Below are 14,241 nucleotides of genomic sequence, written 5' to 3' on the forward strand. Positions count from 1 at the left end.
ACGCTCAGAGCAGCTCGAGGTTGTTCTTCAGCTCCAGCGGAGTGACCTGGCCGCGGTAGGCCTCCCACTCCTTGCGCTTGTTGAGCAGCACGTAGTTGAAGACCGATTCGCCGAGGGTCTCGGCGACGAGCTCGGAGCTCTCCATGTACTCGAGCGCGTGGTCGAGGCTCGCCGGAAGCGCAGAATAGCCGAGCGCGCGGCGCTCTGCGTCGCTGAGCGACCACACGTTGTCCTCGGCCTCGGAAGGCAGCTCGTACTCCTCTTCGATGCCCTTGAGGCCGGCCGCGAGCATGAGGGCGTACGCGAGATACGGGTTGGCTGCCGAGTCGAGCGCGCGGTACTCGACACGCGACGAACCGCCCTTGTTGGGCTTGTACATCGGCACGCGCACCAGAGCGGAGCGGTTGTTGTGGCCCCAGGTGACGAAGCTCGGAGCCTCGTCGCCGCCCCAGAGCCGCTTGTAGGAGTTCACGAACTGGTTGGTCACCGCCGCCATCTCGTTGGCGTGTCGCAGCAGGCCGGCGATGAAGTGTCGTCCGGTCTTGGAGAGCTGGTACTTGGCGCCCTCTTCATAGAACGCGTTGCGCTCGCCCTCGAAGAGCGACATGTGCGTGTGCATGCCGCTTCCGGGGTGACCGCTCAGCGGCTTCGGCATGAAGGTGGCGTAGACGCCCTGCTCGATCGCGACCTCTTTGATGACGGTGCGGAAGGTCATGACGTTGTCGGCCATCGTCAACGCGTCCGCGTAGCGCAGGTCGATCTCGTTCTGACCCGGGCCGCCCTCGTGGTGGCTGAACTCGACGGAGATGCCGAGATCCTCGAGCATCCGCACGGAACGGCGGCGGAAGTCGTGTGCCGTGCCGCCGGGAACGTTGTCGAAGTAGCCGGCGGAGTCGACCGGAACCGGACCCTCAGGGCCGAACGACGACGACTTGAGGAGGTAGAACTCGATCTCGGGGTGCGTGTAGAACGTGAATCCGGCATCCGCCGCCTTGGCGAGCGTGCGCTTGAGCACATGGCGGGGGTCGGAGACGGCAGGACGGCCGTCCGGCGTCGTGATGTCGCAGAACATGCGCGCGGTCGGGTCGATCTCGCCGCGCCACGGCAGGGTCTGGAAGGTGGTGGGGTCGGGCTGGGCGAGCAGGTCGGACTCGTAGCTGCGGGTCAGGCCCTCGATGGCCGAGCCGTCGAATCCGATGCCCTCGGCGAACGCGCCCTCGACCTCGGCCGGCGCGATGGCGACGGACTTGAGCGTGCCGATGACATCGGTGAACCACAGGCGGACGAACTTGACGCCGCGCTCTTCGATCGTCCGGAGGACGAAATCCCTCTGCTTGTCCACGGTCACTCGGCCTTGCCGATACCGGCGTCCCAGCCGCTCTCGGCTGCTTCCTCCTCAGCCCAGGCGCGCGAACGCTCCTTGAGCTTCTCCGGAGCCCGAGACGCCTCAGCCTCGGTGTCGAAGGGGCCGACGCGGTCGGCCGATGCGGAGATCATGCCGAATTCCACCTGGCCGGTCTCCAGGTTGTACCAGTACTTCTCATCGCCGTTCGACATGGCCGATCCCCTTCTTCACGTGGTGTCATCGATCCTACTGGCGCTGAGCGTGGTCGCTAAGCTAACCAGCATGGCAAAAGCGATCGGCGTCGACATCGGCGGCACGGGTATCAAGGCAGGTCTGGTCGACCTCGAGCACGGCACCATGGCCTCGGACAGGGTACGCGTACCCACTCCTGAGGGCGCATCACCGCAGGACGTCCTGCAGGCCGTGCAGACGGTTCTGAAGACGCTCGACGTCAAGGACACGACTCTTCCCCTCGGCGTGGCGTTCCCGGCGATCGTCAAGCGCGGCAAGACGCTCTCGGCCGCCAACGTCTCGAAGGAATGGATCGACTTCGACGCCGAGCGGTTCTTCCGCGACGGGCTCGGGCGCAACATCGTCTTCGTCAACGATGCGGATGCCGCCGGCGTCGCGGAGGCCCGCCACGGCGCGGCGCGGGATGTGCGCGGCTTCACGCTGCTCACGACCCTCGGCACGGGCATCGGCTCGGCATTCCTGTACGACGGAGTCCTGCTGCCGAACACCGAGCTCGGCCACCTGAACTTCGGCGAGTACGAGTCGGTCGAGACGTATGCAGCCACCTCGGCGCGCGAGCGCGAGGGACTCAGCTGGGCGGAGTGGGCGGAACGTCTGCAGAAGTTCTACTCGCACATCGAGTTCCTCTTCAGCCCCGACCTGTTCGTGGTCGGCGGCGGAGTGTCGAAGAACGCCGGTGACTTCCTCCCGCTTCTCGACCTCAAGACACCGATCGTCCCGGCGATCCACCGCAACAACTCCGGCATCATCGGCGCGGCTTCGCTCGCCGGCGACTGATTCCCCGACCACAGAGACGACGAAGGCCCTGCCGATCCGGCGGGGCCTTCGTCGCGTCCGGGATTGCGGCGCGTCTCACCGGATCACCCGCACGGCGACCCGGCGACGTGACACCATGGCACCCCGCCCGTCTGCGCCTCGACGGTGAGACCGGACGGCAACGAAAGGCAGCGTCGAGATGAACGAACCATCCGAATCATCATGGGACCGGCCGGTATCGCCGGAGACGACAGCCGGGATGGTGCCCGTCGACAGACCACAGGCGAAGAAACTGCGGTCGCGTCACGTCACCATGATCACCCTCGGCGGCATCATCGGCGCGAGCCTGTTCGTCGGATCCGGGAACGTCATCCGCGCCGTGGGTCCGGCCGCCGTGGTGTCGTACCTCATCGGCGGCCTGCTCGTCTTCCTCGCCATGCGCATGCTGGGCGAGATGGCGGCGTCGCGCCCGGCGATCGGCTCGTTCATGGAATATGCGCGAGTGGGCCTCGGCAACTGGGCCGCCTACCTCGTGGGATGGCTGTACTGGTACTTCTGGGTCGGAGTCCTCGCGTATGAGGCGGTGCTGGGCGGCGAGACGATGGCGAGCTGGTTCCCCGCCGTGCCGTCATGGGCCTGGTCGCTGATCCTCATCGGCATCTTCGTCGGCACGAACATCATCTCGGTGCGCGCGTTCGGCGAGGTGGAGTTCTGGCTCGCCAGCGTCAAGGTGCTCGCGATCGTCGTCTTCCTCGGCGCGGGTCTGCTGTTCGCCTTCGGCCTGTGGCCGAACTCGGAGGTGTCGATCTCCAACCTCTGGGAACACGGCGGATTCGCCCCGAACGGCTTCGGAGTCGCGTTCACGGGTGTGGCCCTGGTGATCTTCTCGTACTTCGGCACCGAGATCGCCGTCATGGCCTCCGCCGAATCGGAGGATCCCGCCAAGGGCATCCGTCAGGCGACGAGCACGATCATCTGGCGCATCCTGCTGTTCTTCGTCGGCTCGGTGCTCATCATCGTCACCGTGGTGCCCTGGAACGAACTGCCTGTGCCGACCGACGTCGCCAACGCGCCCTTCACCTACGCCCTCGAGCAGTTCGGCATCCCGGGCGCGAGCATCATCATGCAGCTCGTCATCTTCACGGCGGTGATCTCGGTGCTCAACTCGGGCCTGTACTCGGCGTCGCGCATGTTCGCGGCCCTCGCCGAGCAGGGCTTCGCGCCGAAGATCGTGGCGAAGCGGTCGAAGAGCGGCGTCCCGGTGATGGCGCTGCTCGCCTCGACCAGCGGCGGCCTGATCGCAACGCTCGTGAACTTCTTCACCCCGGGATCGGGCATCTTCGACTTCATCATGAACTCCGCGGGCCTGGTCGCACTGTTCGTGTACGTCTTCATCGCCGTCACACAGTGGCGACTCCGCCAGAAGATGACGCCGGAAGAGGTAGCGAACCTGAAACTCAGGATGTGGTTGCACCCCTGGCTGAACGTGCTCCTGATCGCGTGCATCGCCGCGGTGATCGTCGTGATGATGTTCAGCGAAGCGGGTCGCACCCAGGTCTGGACGAGCCTCGTCGCCACCGGCGTGCTCGTGCTGTTCTGGCCGCTGGTGCGACGTAACCTCGCGCGCAGGAAGCTCGAAGATTCCACACATGGGGAGGATCAGCCGGGGCAGGACCGTCTGGCGTGACGACCACGCCGATGCCGTGAGCGAGAGAAAGAGCGCCCCGGGGAACCTGGGGAATTCGCGGGGCGCTCGCCAGCATGCTGGGGACCTGCTGGCAGGTGACCCAGAAGTCGCGGTCACGCGCACAACATATCAAGATAACTAGCTAAGCAAAAGACTTGCTCGGCAATGCAACTGCGATCGCCACGCTCCCCCGCTCTCACTGACGCTGCGGCTCCGTCACGAACGGCTCCGTCACGAGCGGCTCCATGGCTCCCGGTCCCAGCGTGAGCACATCGCCGGGGTACAGCATCGAACCCAGACGGCTGTAGGTCATCGCCGCATAGACGTCCGTGCACAGCCGCTCCCTCACGGCGGATGGCGCATCCCCCGCCGCGACCGTGTAAGTCGAGATGAGCCCGTCTGCCGTATGCGTGACCGTGCCGCGAGCGAAGTCGGTCTCGCCGTTGTCCACCGGTGCGACACCGTTCCATGTCGCGTAGAAGGTGGGTTCCTCGTCTCCCTCGCTGTATCCCGGGATCGAGATCATCGACAGCACCGTGCAGCGACTCGCCTCTGCGGGTGGGGTCGGTGTCGGCGCGGGCGTGTCGCTCGGCGTCGGCACAGCCGCGGGCTGAACGGCTGCCGTGGTCGCTGCGACCTCAGGCATCGTGGCGGTGCACCCGCTGAGCGCTGCGAGTGACAGAGCCGCGAGGAGCGCCATGGCGGTAGGACGGTTCGACATGCCCGAACGCTATCGAGCATCCGGCCAGGAAGCCAGCGCGGCCCTGCTCAGGAGGTGGGTGCGAATGGGCCGACCTGTACGCCGGGTTCTGTTCCGGGGTTCTTCGCCCCTTCGACGGCCATCTCTCTCGGCGACACGTTGCCGTGGCACTCTAGCGGTCTACCCGAGGACTCGGCGAGCCGCGTCAACATCCTCTGTCTGACCTTGCTCCGGACGAGGTTTACCTGGCGGGCCATGTCACCATGGCCCCCGGTGGTCTCTTACACCACCCTTTCACCCTTACCCCTTGCGGGGCGGTCTGCTCTCTGTGGCACTTTCTCGCGGATTGCTCCGGGTGGGCGTTACCCACCGTCCTGCCCTGAGGAGCCCGGACGTTCCTCGGTGCGGTTGCCCGCCACGCGGCCGTCCAGTCGACCCATTCACAGCTCCAGTCTACGACCAGGCTGCGCTACTTCTCCGCCGACTCCGCGATGCGGAGATCGAGCGGCACGTCGATCGGAAAGCTGCCGAAGAGGCGGCGGGTGGCCACAGCCGCGGCCTCGCGCACCGCGTCGGCCGCAGCATCCGCCTGCTCCTGCGGGACATGCAGGATCACCTCGTCGTGCAGGAAGAAGGCCAGGTGCGCGCGGGAGCCGAAGATCCCGGATGCCGGAGCTTCGCGCTCCGCGACGGGGAGCAGTTGCAGGCGATGCCTGATCTCCGCCAGCCAGATCAACGACCACTCGGCCGCGGTCCCCTGCACCACGAAGTTGCGCGTGAAGCGGCCCCAGTCGCGGGCCCGACGCCGGGCGAGGGCGACCTCGGCAGGGTCGGCATCCGCGCCCGTAGCCGCAGCCTGCATCGCCTCCCACTCCGTCGACGGGCGAGGAGACGATCGTCCCAACCACGTCGAGACGACTCCCCCGTCCTCTCCGAAACGGGCGGCGCGGTCGACGAGGGCCATCGCGCGCGGGTACACCTTGCGCAATCGAGGGACCAACCTGCCGCTGTCACCGGTGGTCGCGCCGTACATCGCCCCGAGGACGGCGTACTTGGCCTCCTCTCGCGTGGCAACCGCGCCGGACTCGACGACACCCTCATAGAGGTCCTTGCCCTGGGCCGCCCGGGCCATCGCGCGGTCACCGGCCATGCCGGCCAGCATCCGCGGCTCGAGCTGGGCGACATCCGCGACGACGAGCGTCCATCCGTCGTCAGCGCGCACGGCGGCGCGCAGATTGCGCGGCAGCTGGAGGGCGCCGCCACCCGCCGATGCCCATCGTCCCGTCACGACGCCGCCCGTGATGTAGATCGGTCGGAACCGGCCGTCGTGCACCCACTCGGCGAGCCAGGCCCACCCGTTGGCGCTCAGCAGCCGAGACAGCTTCTTGTAGGCGAGGAGCGGTTCGACCACGGCGTGGCTGTGCTGGGCGAGTTCCCACCGGCTCGTCGACTCGACCTGCACGCCGACGCGGTGCAGAGCGCGCAGCAGCTTCGGCTGGCTCTCGAGGTTGAGCGTGGGGTCGCTGAGGATCGAGCGCACCCTCTCGCCCTGAGCCACCATGCGGCTGGGAAGGCCACCCGCGATCGGTCGAGTGCCCAGGATCTCGGTGAGGATGCCGTCGTGCACGGACTCGTTCCACGGCAGACCGGCAGCGCGCATCTCCTCGGCGATGAGGCCACCCGCCGACTCGGCCGACGTGAGCAGGGTCAGCCGCCCGTCCTTGCTGTCGCGCAGGACTCGGCGCTGCTCGCGGTACTGATCGAGCGCATCCGCCACGGGGTCGTGCGAATCGCTGTGCTCGGCGACCTCGAACAATGCCGGCGCGTCGTCGACGGGTTCGCGTCGCACCCACGATGCGGACGGTGCGAGCGGACGAGCGACGGTGTCGGTGTCGCGGAGGATCGCGTGGCAGAGCACCAGATCGTGCGATCGGCCGAGAAGAACACCCGAGGCGAGCAGCACGGGGTAGATCTCCCGGGCGCTGCGGATCACCCACCGGGGCGGATCGACGCGTTCCTGCTCGGCCACCCACACCGGCATCTCGGTCGGAGAGAGCTCTGTGCGCGCGACTTCGACATCGTCCGAGTCGAGCTCCACGGCGATGTATGCACCGGTCGCGCCCTTGACCAGGGCGATCCGACGTTCGGTCTGGAGCCGCGAGCTCACCGCCGTCGCGCTCGCGGCGCGCGGATCACAGCCCGGATTCCTCGGTGCGCACCAGGATGCACCCGCACTCGGGGCAGGACACCACGAGGTCGTCTGCCGCATTGCGGATGTCGTTCAGGTCGGTGCCGGGGAGCAGGATCCGACATCCCTCGCACGTTCCGCGGGTGAGCAGCGCCGCACCGGCACTGTTCGCAGCGCGACGCGTGTACTCGGCGAGGAGCGGCGCCGGAAGGGTCGCCGTGACCGCCTCACGGTCGCGAGTCAACTGCGCGATCAGATCGGTCGCAGTGGCGACGTCGGCCTTGGCCTGAGCGGTGAGCGCGGTGCCCTCCGCGGTGGTCGTCCCGAGCAGTGCCTGCTGAGCGGCGACCGCCGCGTCTGCGTCCTCCACGCGCCCCATGACGTCGAGCTCGATATCCTCGAGATCGCTCTGGCGCTTGGCGAGACTGGCGATCTCGTGCTCGAGAGCCTGCGCCTCCTTCGAGTTCGTCGCCGTGGCCAGTCGATCGGCGTCACGGGCGCGACGCTGTTCGACGAGCTTCACATCGGCTTCGAGACGCGTGAGCTCGGTGCGAACGTCATCGCGCACACCCGTCAGAGTCGTCAGCTCTCGGAGCTGCTCCTGACGGATGGCGACGAGCTCGGCGATGCGAGCGGCCTGCGGCGGCTTGGTGCGCGCGCGCTCAGCCTGCGCGATGCGCCGGTCCAGGTCGGCGACGTCGAGCAGGATGCGCTGGTGTTCTGGGCTGGCGTTCACGCTCTCAAATCTAGTCGCTGCCCAGCCCCGTCCATCACCCGACCTGTCCGTCGAGGTACAGCCAACTGCGCTCCTCCCGCACGAAGCGGCTCCGTTCACGCAGCGAACCGCGCTCGGCATCCTGCCGCCAGAACGCCTCGAACTCGACCACGCCCTCTCGGTCGAAGGGTCCGCCGTCGACCCGATCGATGATCACGAGCCGCCGCCACACCACGTCGAGGTCGAGGTCGAGGTCGGTCGGACGGGTCGACGGATGCCAGGACGCCAGGAGGTACGCGGCATCCCCGATCGCGAACGCCGTGAACCGGGAGCGCATCAGGCGTTCGGCCGTCGGCGCAGCGGCGCCGCCGAGCAGCGGGCCGCAGCATCCGCCGAAGAGATCTCCGGAGCCACAGGGACACCGCTCGGCATTATCGGGGACACCGTCATCCGACGCCATCCTCTGCACCACGCTCATCGCTCCAGCGTACGCTGGCGCCATGACGGCTCTTCCTCACTTCACGGCACACAACGGCTTCGCTCTTCCGGCTCTCGGACTCGGAACATACGCGCTCGACGGCGACGCGGGTGCGGATGCGGTCACCACGGCGATCGGGGCCGGATACCGCCTGATCGACTCGGCCTTCAACTACGAGAACGAGGGGTCAGTCGGTCGCGGCGTGCGCGCATCCGACGTGGACGCCGCAGAGCTCATCGTCACGACCAAGCTGCCCGGACGCCATCACCCGCGCGCGAAGGCGCGGACGAGCATCGAGGAGAGCCGGTCGCGGCTCGGGGTCGACGCGATCGATCTGCATCTGATCCACTGGCCGAACCCGCAGCAGGACGAGTACGTGCAGGCCTGGGAGGCGCTGGTCGACGCTCAGCGGCGCGGCGTCGTGAGGCAGATCGGCGTCTCGAACTTCCTGCCGGAGCACCTCGAGCGCATCGAGCGGGAGACCGGGGTCAGGCCCGTCGTGAACCAGATCGAGGTGCACCCGTACTTCCCGCAGACCGATCAGCTCGCCTACCACCGGGAGCACGGCATCCTCACCGAAGCATGGAGTCCTCTCGGTCGGGCGAAGCAACTCATCGAGGAGAGGGTGATCGGCGAGGTGGCTGCCGCCCATGGGATCTCCCCCGCGCAGACCGTGCTCGCCTGGCATGTGGCACGCGAGACCGTCGCGATCCCGAAGGCGTCGTCGCTCGAGCATCAGGTGTCGAACCTCGCGGCCGGAGCGATCGTGCTGTCGGATGCGGAGGTCGAGGCGATCACGGCGCTCGGACGCCCCGATGGGCGACTGTTCGACGCGGATCCCGCATCGCACGAGGAGTCCTGAGGCGTCCTGAGGCGTCCTGAGGCGTCTCGGTCGTAGAGCCTCGGACGACGGCGCGTCACGGCTCTCAGACGCGCTGCGTCCCGAGCACTCTGAGCAGCTCGAGCTTGCTCTCGGCGTCGCTGCCCGGCGCCGCTGTCAGGACGATGAGCGCCTGGGATTCGTCCTCGGTGAAAAGCGCCTGGCAGTCGACTTCGATCGGACCGATCTCGGGATGGATCAGGACCTTGTGGTCCTCGAAGCGCCGCCTGACCTCGTGCACCTCCCACAGCTGTGCGAACTCCGGGCTGAGCGACGCGAGCTCGCGGACGATCTCGCCGGCGCGAGACCGCTCGCCCAGGGCGCCATAGGCGGATCGGAGGGAGGCCACGAGCACACGACTGTGACGCGGATGATCCTCCTCCGGGTACCGCCGGCGCTCGTCGTCCGGGTGCGCGAACCAGCGATAGATCCCACTGCGCTCGATCCCCTCCAGACCGCTCGCGTCGCCGAGCAGAGCGCGTGCTGCGTCATTCTGGATCAGCACCTCGTCGAGCGCGGAGACGACGAATGCGGGCGTGTCGTGAAGCCGGTCGAGCACGCGGAGCATCCCCGGATGCACGTAGTCGGTGAAGATCGTGCGGTCCGGTGCGCTGTGTCCGCAGACCCGATGCAGGTAGTCACGCTCGTCGGGGGTCAGACGCAGCGCCCGTGCGAGCGAGCCGAGGATCTGCACGCTGGGCTGCGGCCCGCGCTGCTGCTCGAGCCGCGCGTAGTAGTCGGTCGACATGGCGGCGAGCTGCGCGACCTCCTCGCGTCGAAGCCCGGGGGTGCGTCGACGCGCCCCCGCACCGAGGCCGACGTCGGACGGCTTCAGCTGCTCCCTGCGACGCACGAGGAACTCGGCCAGTGCTTCTCTGTCCACCTCTGCAGTATCTCGTGCTCTGCCTCGCGCATCCAGGGACGCCCGATCCCTGGATGCGCCATCTCTGGAGGGCCTGGGCGAGAGCACGAAGAGTGGACGTATGAACATCAGCGGAAACACCATCTTCATCCCCGGTGCCACGAGCGGTATCGGCCTCGCCCTCGCTCTGCGGCTCAGCGATCGGGGCAACACCGTGATCGTGGGCGGGCGTCGCGCCGAGCTGCTCGACGAGATCGCCGCGGCGAACCCGGGCATCCACACCGTCCGGATCGACACGACGGACGCCGACAGCATCCGGGCGGCCGCGCAGACGGTCATGGCCGCCCACCCCTCGCTCAACGTGGTCATCCCGATGGCCGGGATCATGCGGGTCGAGGACTGGACGTCGCCCGAGGGGTTCCTCGACGACGCCGAGGCCACCGTCACCACCAACCTCCTGGGTCCGATCCGGCTGATCGCGGCCTTCATCGAGCACCTGCGCACCATGCCGGACGCGACGATCATGACCGTGTCGTCCGGTCTGGCCTTCGCGCCGCTTCGCGTGACGCCCACCTACAACGCGACGAAAGCGGCCATCCACATGCTCAGCGAATCTCTGCGTCTGCAGCTCGCCGACACGAGTGTGAGCGTGCTCGAGCTCGAACCGCCCTCCGTCCGCACCTCGCTCATGCCGGGGCAGGAGACCAGCGAGTTCGCGATGCCGCTCGACGAGTTCGTCAGCGAGGTCGTCGACTTGATCGAGACCCAGCCGGATGCGACCGAGATCCAGGTCGAGAACGTGAAGTTCCTGCGCTACGGCGAAGCACGGGGAGACTATGCGCAGGTGGTCGAGACACTCAATCGGCGCGACCCGCACGGGCGCTGAGCCTGCACGGCAGTCGTCGTCGCCCGATCACAGCGCGGCGTCGACGGCCTGCTGGGCTGTCCTGTGCCGAAACTCGAAGCCCGAGCCTTCGAGCGCGCCGGGTCTGACGTCCGCATCGGAGAGCAGCAGCGAATCGGCGGCCGACCGACTCAGCGCGAGCCGGAGGGCCCAGGCAGGAGCCGGGATCCAGAACGGTCGGCGCATCCTCTTCGCGAGGGCGCGACCGATGTCGTTCGCCGAGGCACGCGTCGGCCCGGTGAAGTTGACGGGCCCCTCGAGGCGCTGGTCGATCACGTGTCGGATGCCGCGCACCTCATCGTCGAGAGAGATCCATGGCCAGATCTGGGTGCCGGGCCCGATCGGACCGGCGACCCCGAAGCGAGTGAGCTGGATGAGCGGCTTCAGCACACCCTTGCGATGGATGATCGGAGCGGTGCGCAGCAGCGCGACCGTCGTCTGCTCCCCCGCGCGCAGCGCCTCCTGCTCCCATCGGACGCACAGCTGCGCCAGGAACGTGTCGCCCGCGAGCGACGCCTCGGTCAGCACCTCGCCCGGCGCCGAGCCGTAGTAGCCGACAGCGGATGCCGACACGAACGCCGGAGCATCGTCTCGCAGGGTGCGCACCGCCGTCGCGAGCGTGCGGGTGCCCGTCAGTCGGGACTCGACGAGTTCGCGGCGATACCGTCGCGTCCAAGGCAGACGCCCGACGCTCGCACCACCCAGCGCGACCACGGCGACAGCGCCCGCCAGCACATCGGGGTCGAGCTCGCGCTCCCCCGGCATCCACTGCACCTCGGAGGGATCACGCGGAGGGCGACGCACGAGGGTCGTCACCTCCACACCGTCCGACCGCAGCGACGAGGCGAGCGCCGTGCCGATCAGGCCCGATGCGCCACTGATCACGATCCGCTGCGGCATGACGACTCCCTCTGTCCGTTCATCGGACTCATTGCTCTCCGCGAGTCTGTCACGTCCAGCCCCTCCTGGCGATGTCCGGAGTGCCCGGTAGGTTGCCCGACGTGACCGAACCCGTGCAGTCGTGGTGGGCGAGACGCCAGTTCTCGCGAGGACGGGAGGTGCCCTACGAGATCGGCACCTATCGTTCGCAGTGGGCCGCCTACCCCGAACTGATCCGCCAGTACCACCCCGAACTCAATCACGGCATCGCACTCTCGCAGGTGCCGTTGGCGGCCGATGTGCTGTTGTGCTGGGAATGCCGAGTGGGCCATCGTTTCGCCGCCACCCCCGCTGAGCAGCGCGAACGCCCCGGTCGGGTGCGCCGCCAGTCGGCGTGGTGCCCGGAATGCTCGACGCTCGCCAGGCCCCAGCCGGTCGTGCTGGGCGAAGCCCGCGCGATCCCCCGGCGGCCGAAACGCCCGCTCACCCTCTGCAGCAAGACGCCCGATCTCCCCTCCGGCGAAGCCTTCTCCAGCGTCTGCGCCCCGGCACCGGCATCCGCCGCCGAGGCCAGACTCCGCGCGATGCTCGCCGCCCGCATCTCCGTCACGACCGGTGTCAACGCGGTCAAAGTCTCTCGCCCGTTCTTCCGCCATACCGAGGTGTGGCCGGACATCCTGCTGCCGGAGCTCCGTGTCGCGATCGAGTACGACACGGTCGGGCGCCACGGACTCGAGCATGTCGGCACCCGCGAGCAGACCGATCTCCGCAAGGATCGCGCGCTGCGCTCCGCCGGCTGGGAGGTCATCCGGGTTCGCACCGGACGGCTCGAACCACTGGGACCCCACGATCTGCAGATGCCTTCGGTGACCGCGCGGGGAATCGATCGCATCATCGACGAGCTCCGCGGGATCCGCGGGGCGCTGATCGTCGACGCGTTCCTGACGCCGGGCTGACGGTGCCGCCGGGAGCGGCACGCTCGCGCTCAGACCTCGGGGAGATCGCCCGCCTGCTCCACGACCGCATCCCACTCGGACTGCAGGAAGATGGCCTCGCCGGCGGCGACGATCTGGGCGTTGTCGTTCGGCCCGAGCTCCGGCCGCATGGTGAGTCCGCCGACCTCGAGGCTCGGGATGCTCTGCCTGATGCACTCGACGCTGCCGCGCACCAGCAGCTCCGCCGTCTGCTCCGGTGTCGTCGCGGCGCCCATCACGGCATCGTCATGGGCGATGAGGATCACCTGCCATTCGGGCTGACGATCGTCAGGATCCAGCGTGTACTGCAGCAGCCCCTGCGGCGCGGCCTCGACCACGATGACGATCGACCCCGCGATCGGCTGCTCGCCTGCGTTCGTCCCCATAGCGGTTCCCCTGACCCGGGCGTCCCCACGCCCGCTGTCCGCTCAGGGTACTGCGAAAATATCTCGCCGAACGCCTTACGGCAGTCCGATCTCAACCGATATATCAACACGGGGAGCGAAGGAGAAGGATCTTGACCAGCACCTACATCGAGACGGGCGGACACGTCCGCGTCTACGACGACGCCGTCCGCACGCATCATGAGTTCCCTCTCGGCACCTATCGGGTGCACTTCACCTCGAAAGAGGGCTTCAGCCTGATCAAGATCGACGACCTCACCGTCGGCACCGAGCGCGTCTACGGCGGCCGAGACAGGAAGGTCGACAAGATCTTCCGGTCCTACGCCCTCTCGGACCGCAGCCTGGGCGTGATGCTCTCCGGCGACAAGGGGATCGGCAAGACGCTGTTCCTTCGCATGGTCGCCGAGGAGGCCCTCGAGCAGTGCCTGCCCGTCGTGATCGTCTCAGAGGACAACGACGGCATCGTGGAGTTCCTGGACACCCTCGACGAGTGTCTGATCATCTTCGACGAGTTCGAGAAGATCTTCCCCGCTGGCCGCCGCGGGGGCGCAGAGGGAGGCAATCGACAGAACCAGTTCCTGTCCCTGTTCGACGGCCTCTCGTCCGTGAAGCGCATCTACTGCCTCACGGTGAACGACATCAGCGACGTCAGCACGTACATCGTCAACCGCCCCGGCAGGTTCCACTACCACATGCGATTCGAGTACCCCGGTCCCGACGAGGTGCGCCAGTACCTCATCGATCAGGCCCCCCACGCGGACCCGGACGAGATCGAGAACGTCGCACTGTTCTCGCGTCGCGCTCGCCTCAACTACGACCACCTCCGCGCCATCGCCTTCGAACTCGAGCAGCCGGACGCACTGTTCGCGGACGTCGTGGAGGATCTCAACATCAAGGCGGTCGAACCGAGCACCTATCGCATCGAGGCTCGCTTCCCCGACGGCAAGGTGTGGTCGGATGAGGTCGAGATGAACCTCTTCGAGCGCGGCGACGTCGGTCGCACGTTCGAGCTGCGCCACGCGACACGGTCGATCTTCGCCTCGTTCGTGCCGAAGGATCTCATCTTCGAGCCGGACGGCGGCATCTTCGTGCCGATCCACAAGCTCGAGCTGCTCGACGATGAGGATGAAGAGCCCGAGGTCTACCCGACGACGGTCAGTCTCATCCTGGTGGGTCAGCCCAGCTACGGCTTCGGTCTCTGACGGCCCTGCGGCCAC

15 protein-coding genes and 1 other RNA gene are annotated in these 14,241 nt (G+C 67.7%); 6 read left to right on the top strand and 10 right to left on the bottom strand.

The genetic code is table 11. The features are described from left to right. Positions 1–4: 4 nt before the first annotated feature. Together glnA and BEP68_RS08155 are read right to left on the bottom strand one after the other, a co-directional pair. Positions 5–1,342, bottom strand: coding sequence for a type I glutamate--ammonia ligase (gene glnA / locus BEP68_RS08150; RefSeq protein ID WP_187249690.1), 1,338 nt, complete (start codon positions 1,340–1,342; stop codon positions 5–7). Between the two features lie 2 nt (positions 1,343–1,344). Beyond that, positions 1,345–1,557 carry a hypothetical protein gene (locus BEP68_RS08155; protein ID WP_053096290.1) on the bottom strand — a complete coding sequence of 71 codons (213 nt, stop codon included), beginning with the start codon at positions 1,555–1,557 and terminating at the stop codon, positions 1,345–1,347. Between the two features lie 70 nt (positions 1,558–1,627). Between BEP68_RS08155 and ppgK the strand changes: the two genes are divergently transcribed. Both ppgK and BEP68_RS08165 read left to right on the top strand, forming a co-directional pair. Then, positions 1,628–2,374, top strand: a complete 747-nt coding sequence (gene ppgK, locus BEP68_RS08160; protein ID WP_053096292.1) for a polyphosphate--glucose phosphotransferase — start codon at positions 1,628–1,630, stop codon at positions 2,372–2,374. A 178-nt stretch (positions 2,375–2,552) separates the two neighbouring features. Continuing rightward, positions 2,553–4,040, top strand: coding sequence for an amino acid permease (locus tag BEP68_RS08165; RefSeq protein ID WP_187249691.1), 1,488 nt, complete (start codon positions 2,553–2,555; stop codon positions 4,038–4,040). A gap of 196 nt (positions 4,041–4,236) precedes the next feature. On the opposite strand, the gene BEP68_RS08170 is transcribed toward BEP68_RS08165, so the two are convergent. From BEP68_RS08170 to BEP68_RS08190, 5 genes are all read right to left on the bottom strand, one after another. Next, positions 4,237–4,761: a hypothetical protein gene (locus tag BEP68_RS08170; protein ID WP_187249692.1), complete on the bottom strand. Its 525-nt coding sequence runs from the start codon at positions 4,759–4,761 to the stop codon at positions 4,237–4,239. Between the two features lie 61 nt (positions 4,762–4,822). Next, positions 4,823–5,179: RNase P RNA component class A (rnpB, locus tag BEP68_RS08175), an RNA gene on the bottom strand. A 30-nt stretch (positions 5,180–5,209) separates the two neighbouring features. Continuing rightward, the gene (locus BEP68_RS08180) at positions 5,210–6,907 is read right to left on the bottom strand and encodes a bifunctional 3'-5' exonuclease/DNA polymerase (RefSeq protein WP_315985291.1); all 1,698 of its coding nucleotides are present in this window, start codon (positions 6,905–6,907) and stop codon (positions 5,210–5,212) included. 25 nt (positions 6,908–6,932) lie between these two features. After that, positions 6,933–7,664 (bottom strand): zinc ribbon domain-containing protein, encoded by a 732-nt coding sequence (locus BEP68_RS08185; protein ID WP_053096298.1) that lies wholly within the window; start codon positions 7,662–7,664, stop codon positions 6,933–6,935. Positions 7,665–7,698: 34 nt separating this feature from the next. Beyond that, a complete protein-coding gene (locus tag BEP68_RS08190) occupies positions 7,699–8,121 on the bottom strand; it encodes a YchJ family protein (protein WP_053096300.1) in 423 nt (140 codons plus the stop codon). 22 nt (positions 8,122–8,143) lie between these two features. Between BEP68_RS08190 and BEP68_RS08195 the strand changes: the two genes are divergently transcribed. Then, positions 8,144–8,983, top strand: a complete 840-nt coding sequence (locus tag BEP68_RS08195) for an aldo/keto reductase (RefSeq protein WP_072591328.1) — start codon at positions 8,144–8,146, stop codon at positions 8,981–8,983. Positions 8,984–9,047: 64 nt separating this feature from the next. Here BEP68_RS08195 and BEP68_RS08200 read toward each other — a convergent pair whose 3' ends face one another. Continuing rightward, positions 9,048–9,884: a helix-turn-helix transcriptional regulator gene (locus BEP68_RS08200; RefSeq protein WP_053096305.1), complete on the bottom strand. Its 837-nt coding sequence runs from the start codon at positions 9,882–9,884 to the stop codon at positions 9,048–9,050. Positions 9,885–9,984: 100 nt separating this feature from the next. Between BEP68_RS08200 and BEP68_RS08205 the strand changes: the two genes are divergently transcribed. After that, positions 9,985–10,749 carry an SDR family oxidoreductase gene (locus BEP68_RS08205; RefSeq protein ID WP_187249694.1) on the top strand — a complete coding sequence of 255 codons (765 nt, stop codon included), beginning with the start codon at positions 9,985–9,987 and terminating at the stop codon, positions 10,747–10,749. A 27-nt stretch (positions 10,750–10,776) separates the two neighbouring features. Here BEP68_RS08205 and BEP68_RS08210 read toward each other — a convergent pair whose 3' ends face one another. Further along, positions 10,777–11,667, bottom strand: a complete 891-nt coding sequence (locus BEP68_RS08210; RefSeq protein ID WP_187249695.1) for a TIGR01777 family oxidoreductase — start codon at positions 11,665–11,667, stop codon at positions 10,777–10,779. A gap of 101 nt (positions 11,668–11,768) precedes the next feature. On the opposite strand from BEP68_RS08210, the gene BEP68_RS08215 reads away from it, so the two are divergent. Next, entirely contained in the window at positions 11,769–12,602 is an 834-nt protein-coding gene (locus tag BEP68_RS08215; RefSeq protein ID WP_187249696.1) for a zinc-ribbon domain-containing protein, read from the top strand. 29 nt (positions 12,603–12,631) lie between these two features. On the opposite strand, the gene BEP68_RS08220 is transcribed toward BEP68_RS08215, so the two are convergent. Further along, positions 12,632–13,006: a hypothetical protein gene (locus tag BEP68_RS08220; RefSeq protein WP_053096313.1), complete on the bottom strand. Its 375-nt coding sequence runs from the start codon at positions 13,004–13,006 to the stop codon at positions 12,632–12,634. Positions 13,007–13,137: 131 nt separating this feature from the next. On the opposite strand from BEP68_RS08220, the gene BEP68_RS08225 reads away from it, so the two are divergent. Continuing rightward, positions 13,138–14,226 (top strand): AAA family ATPase, encoded by a 1,089-nt coding sequence (locus tag BEP68_RS08225; RefSeq protein WP_053096315.1) that lies wholly within the window; start codon positions 13,138–13,140, stop codon positions 14,224–14,226. Positions 14,227–14,241 lie beyond the last annotated feature (15 nt).

This window comes from Microbacterium sp. 4-7, from assembly GCF_014332665.1.
GTDB lineage: Bacteria > Actinomycetota > Actinomycetes > Actinomycetales > Microbacteriaceae > Microbacterium.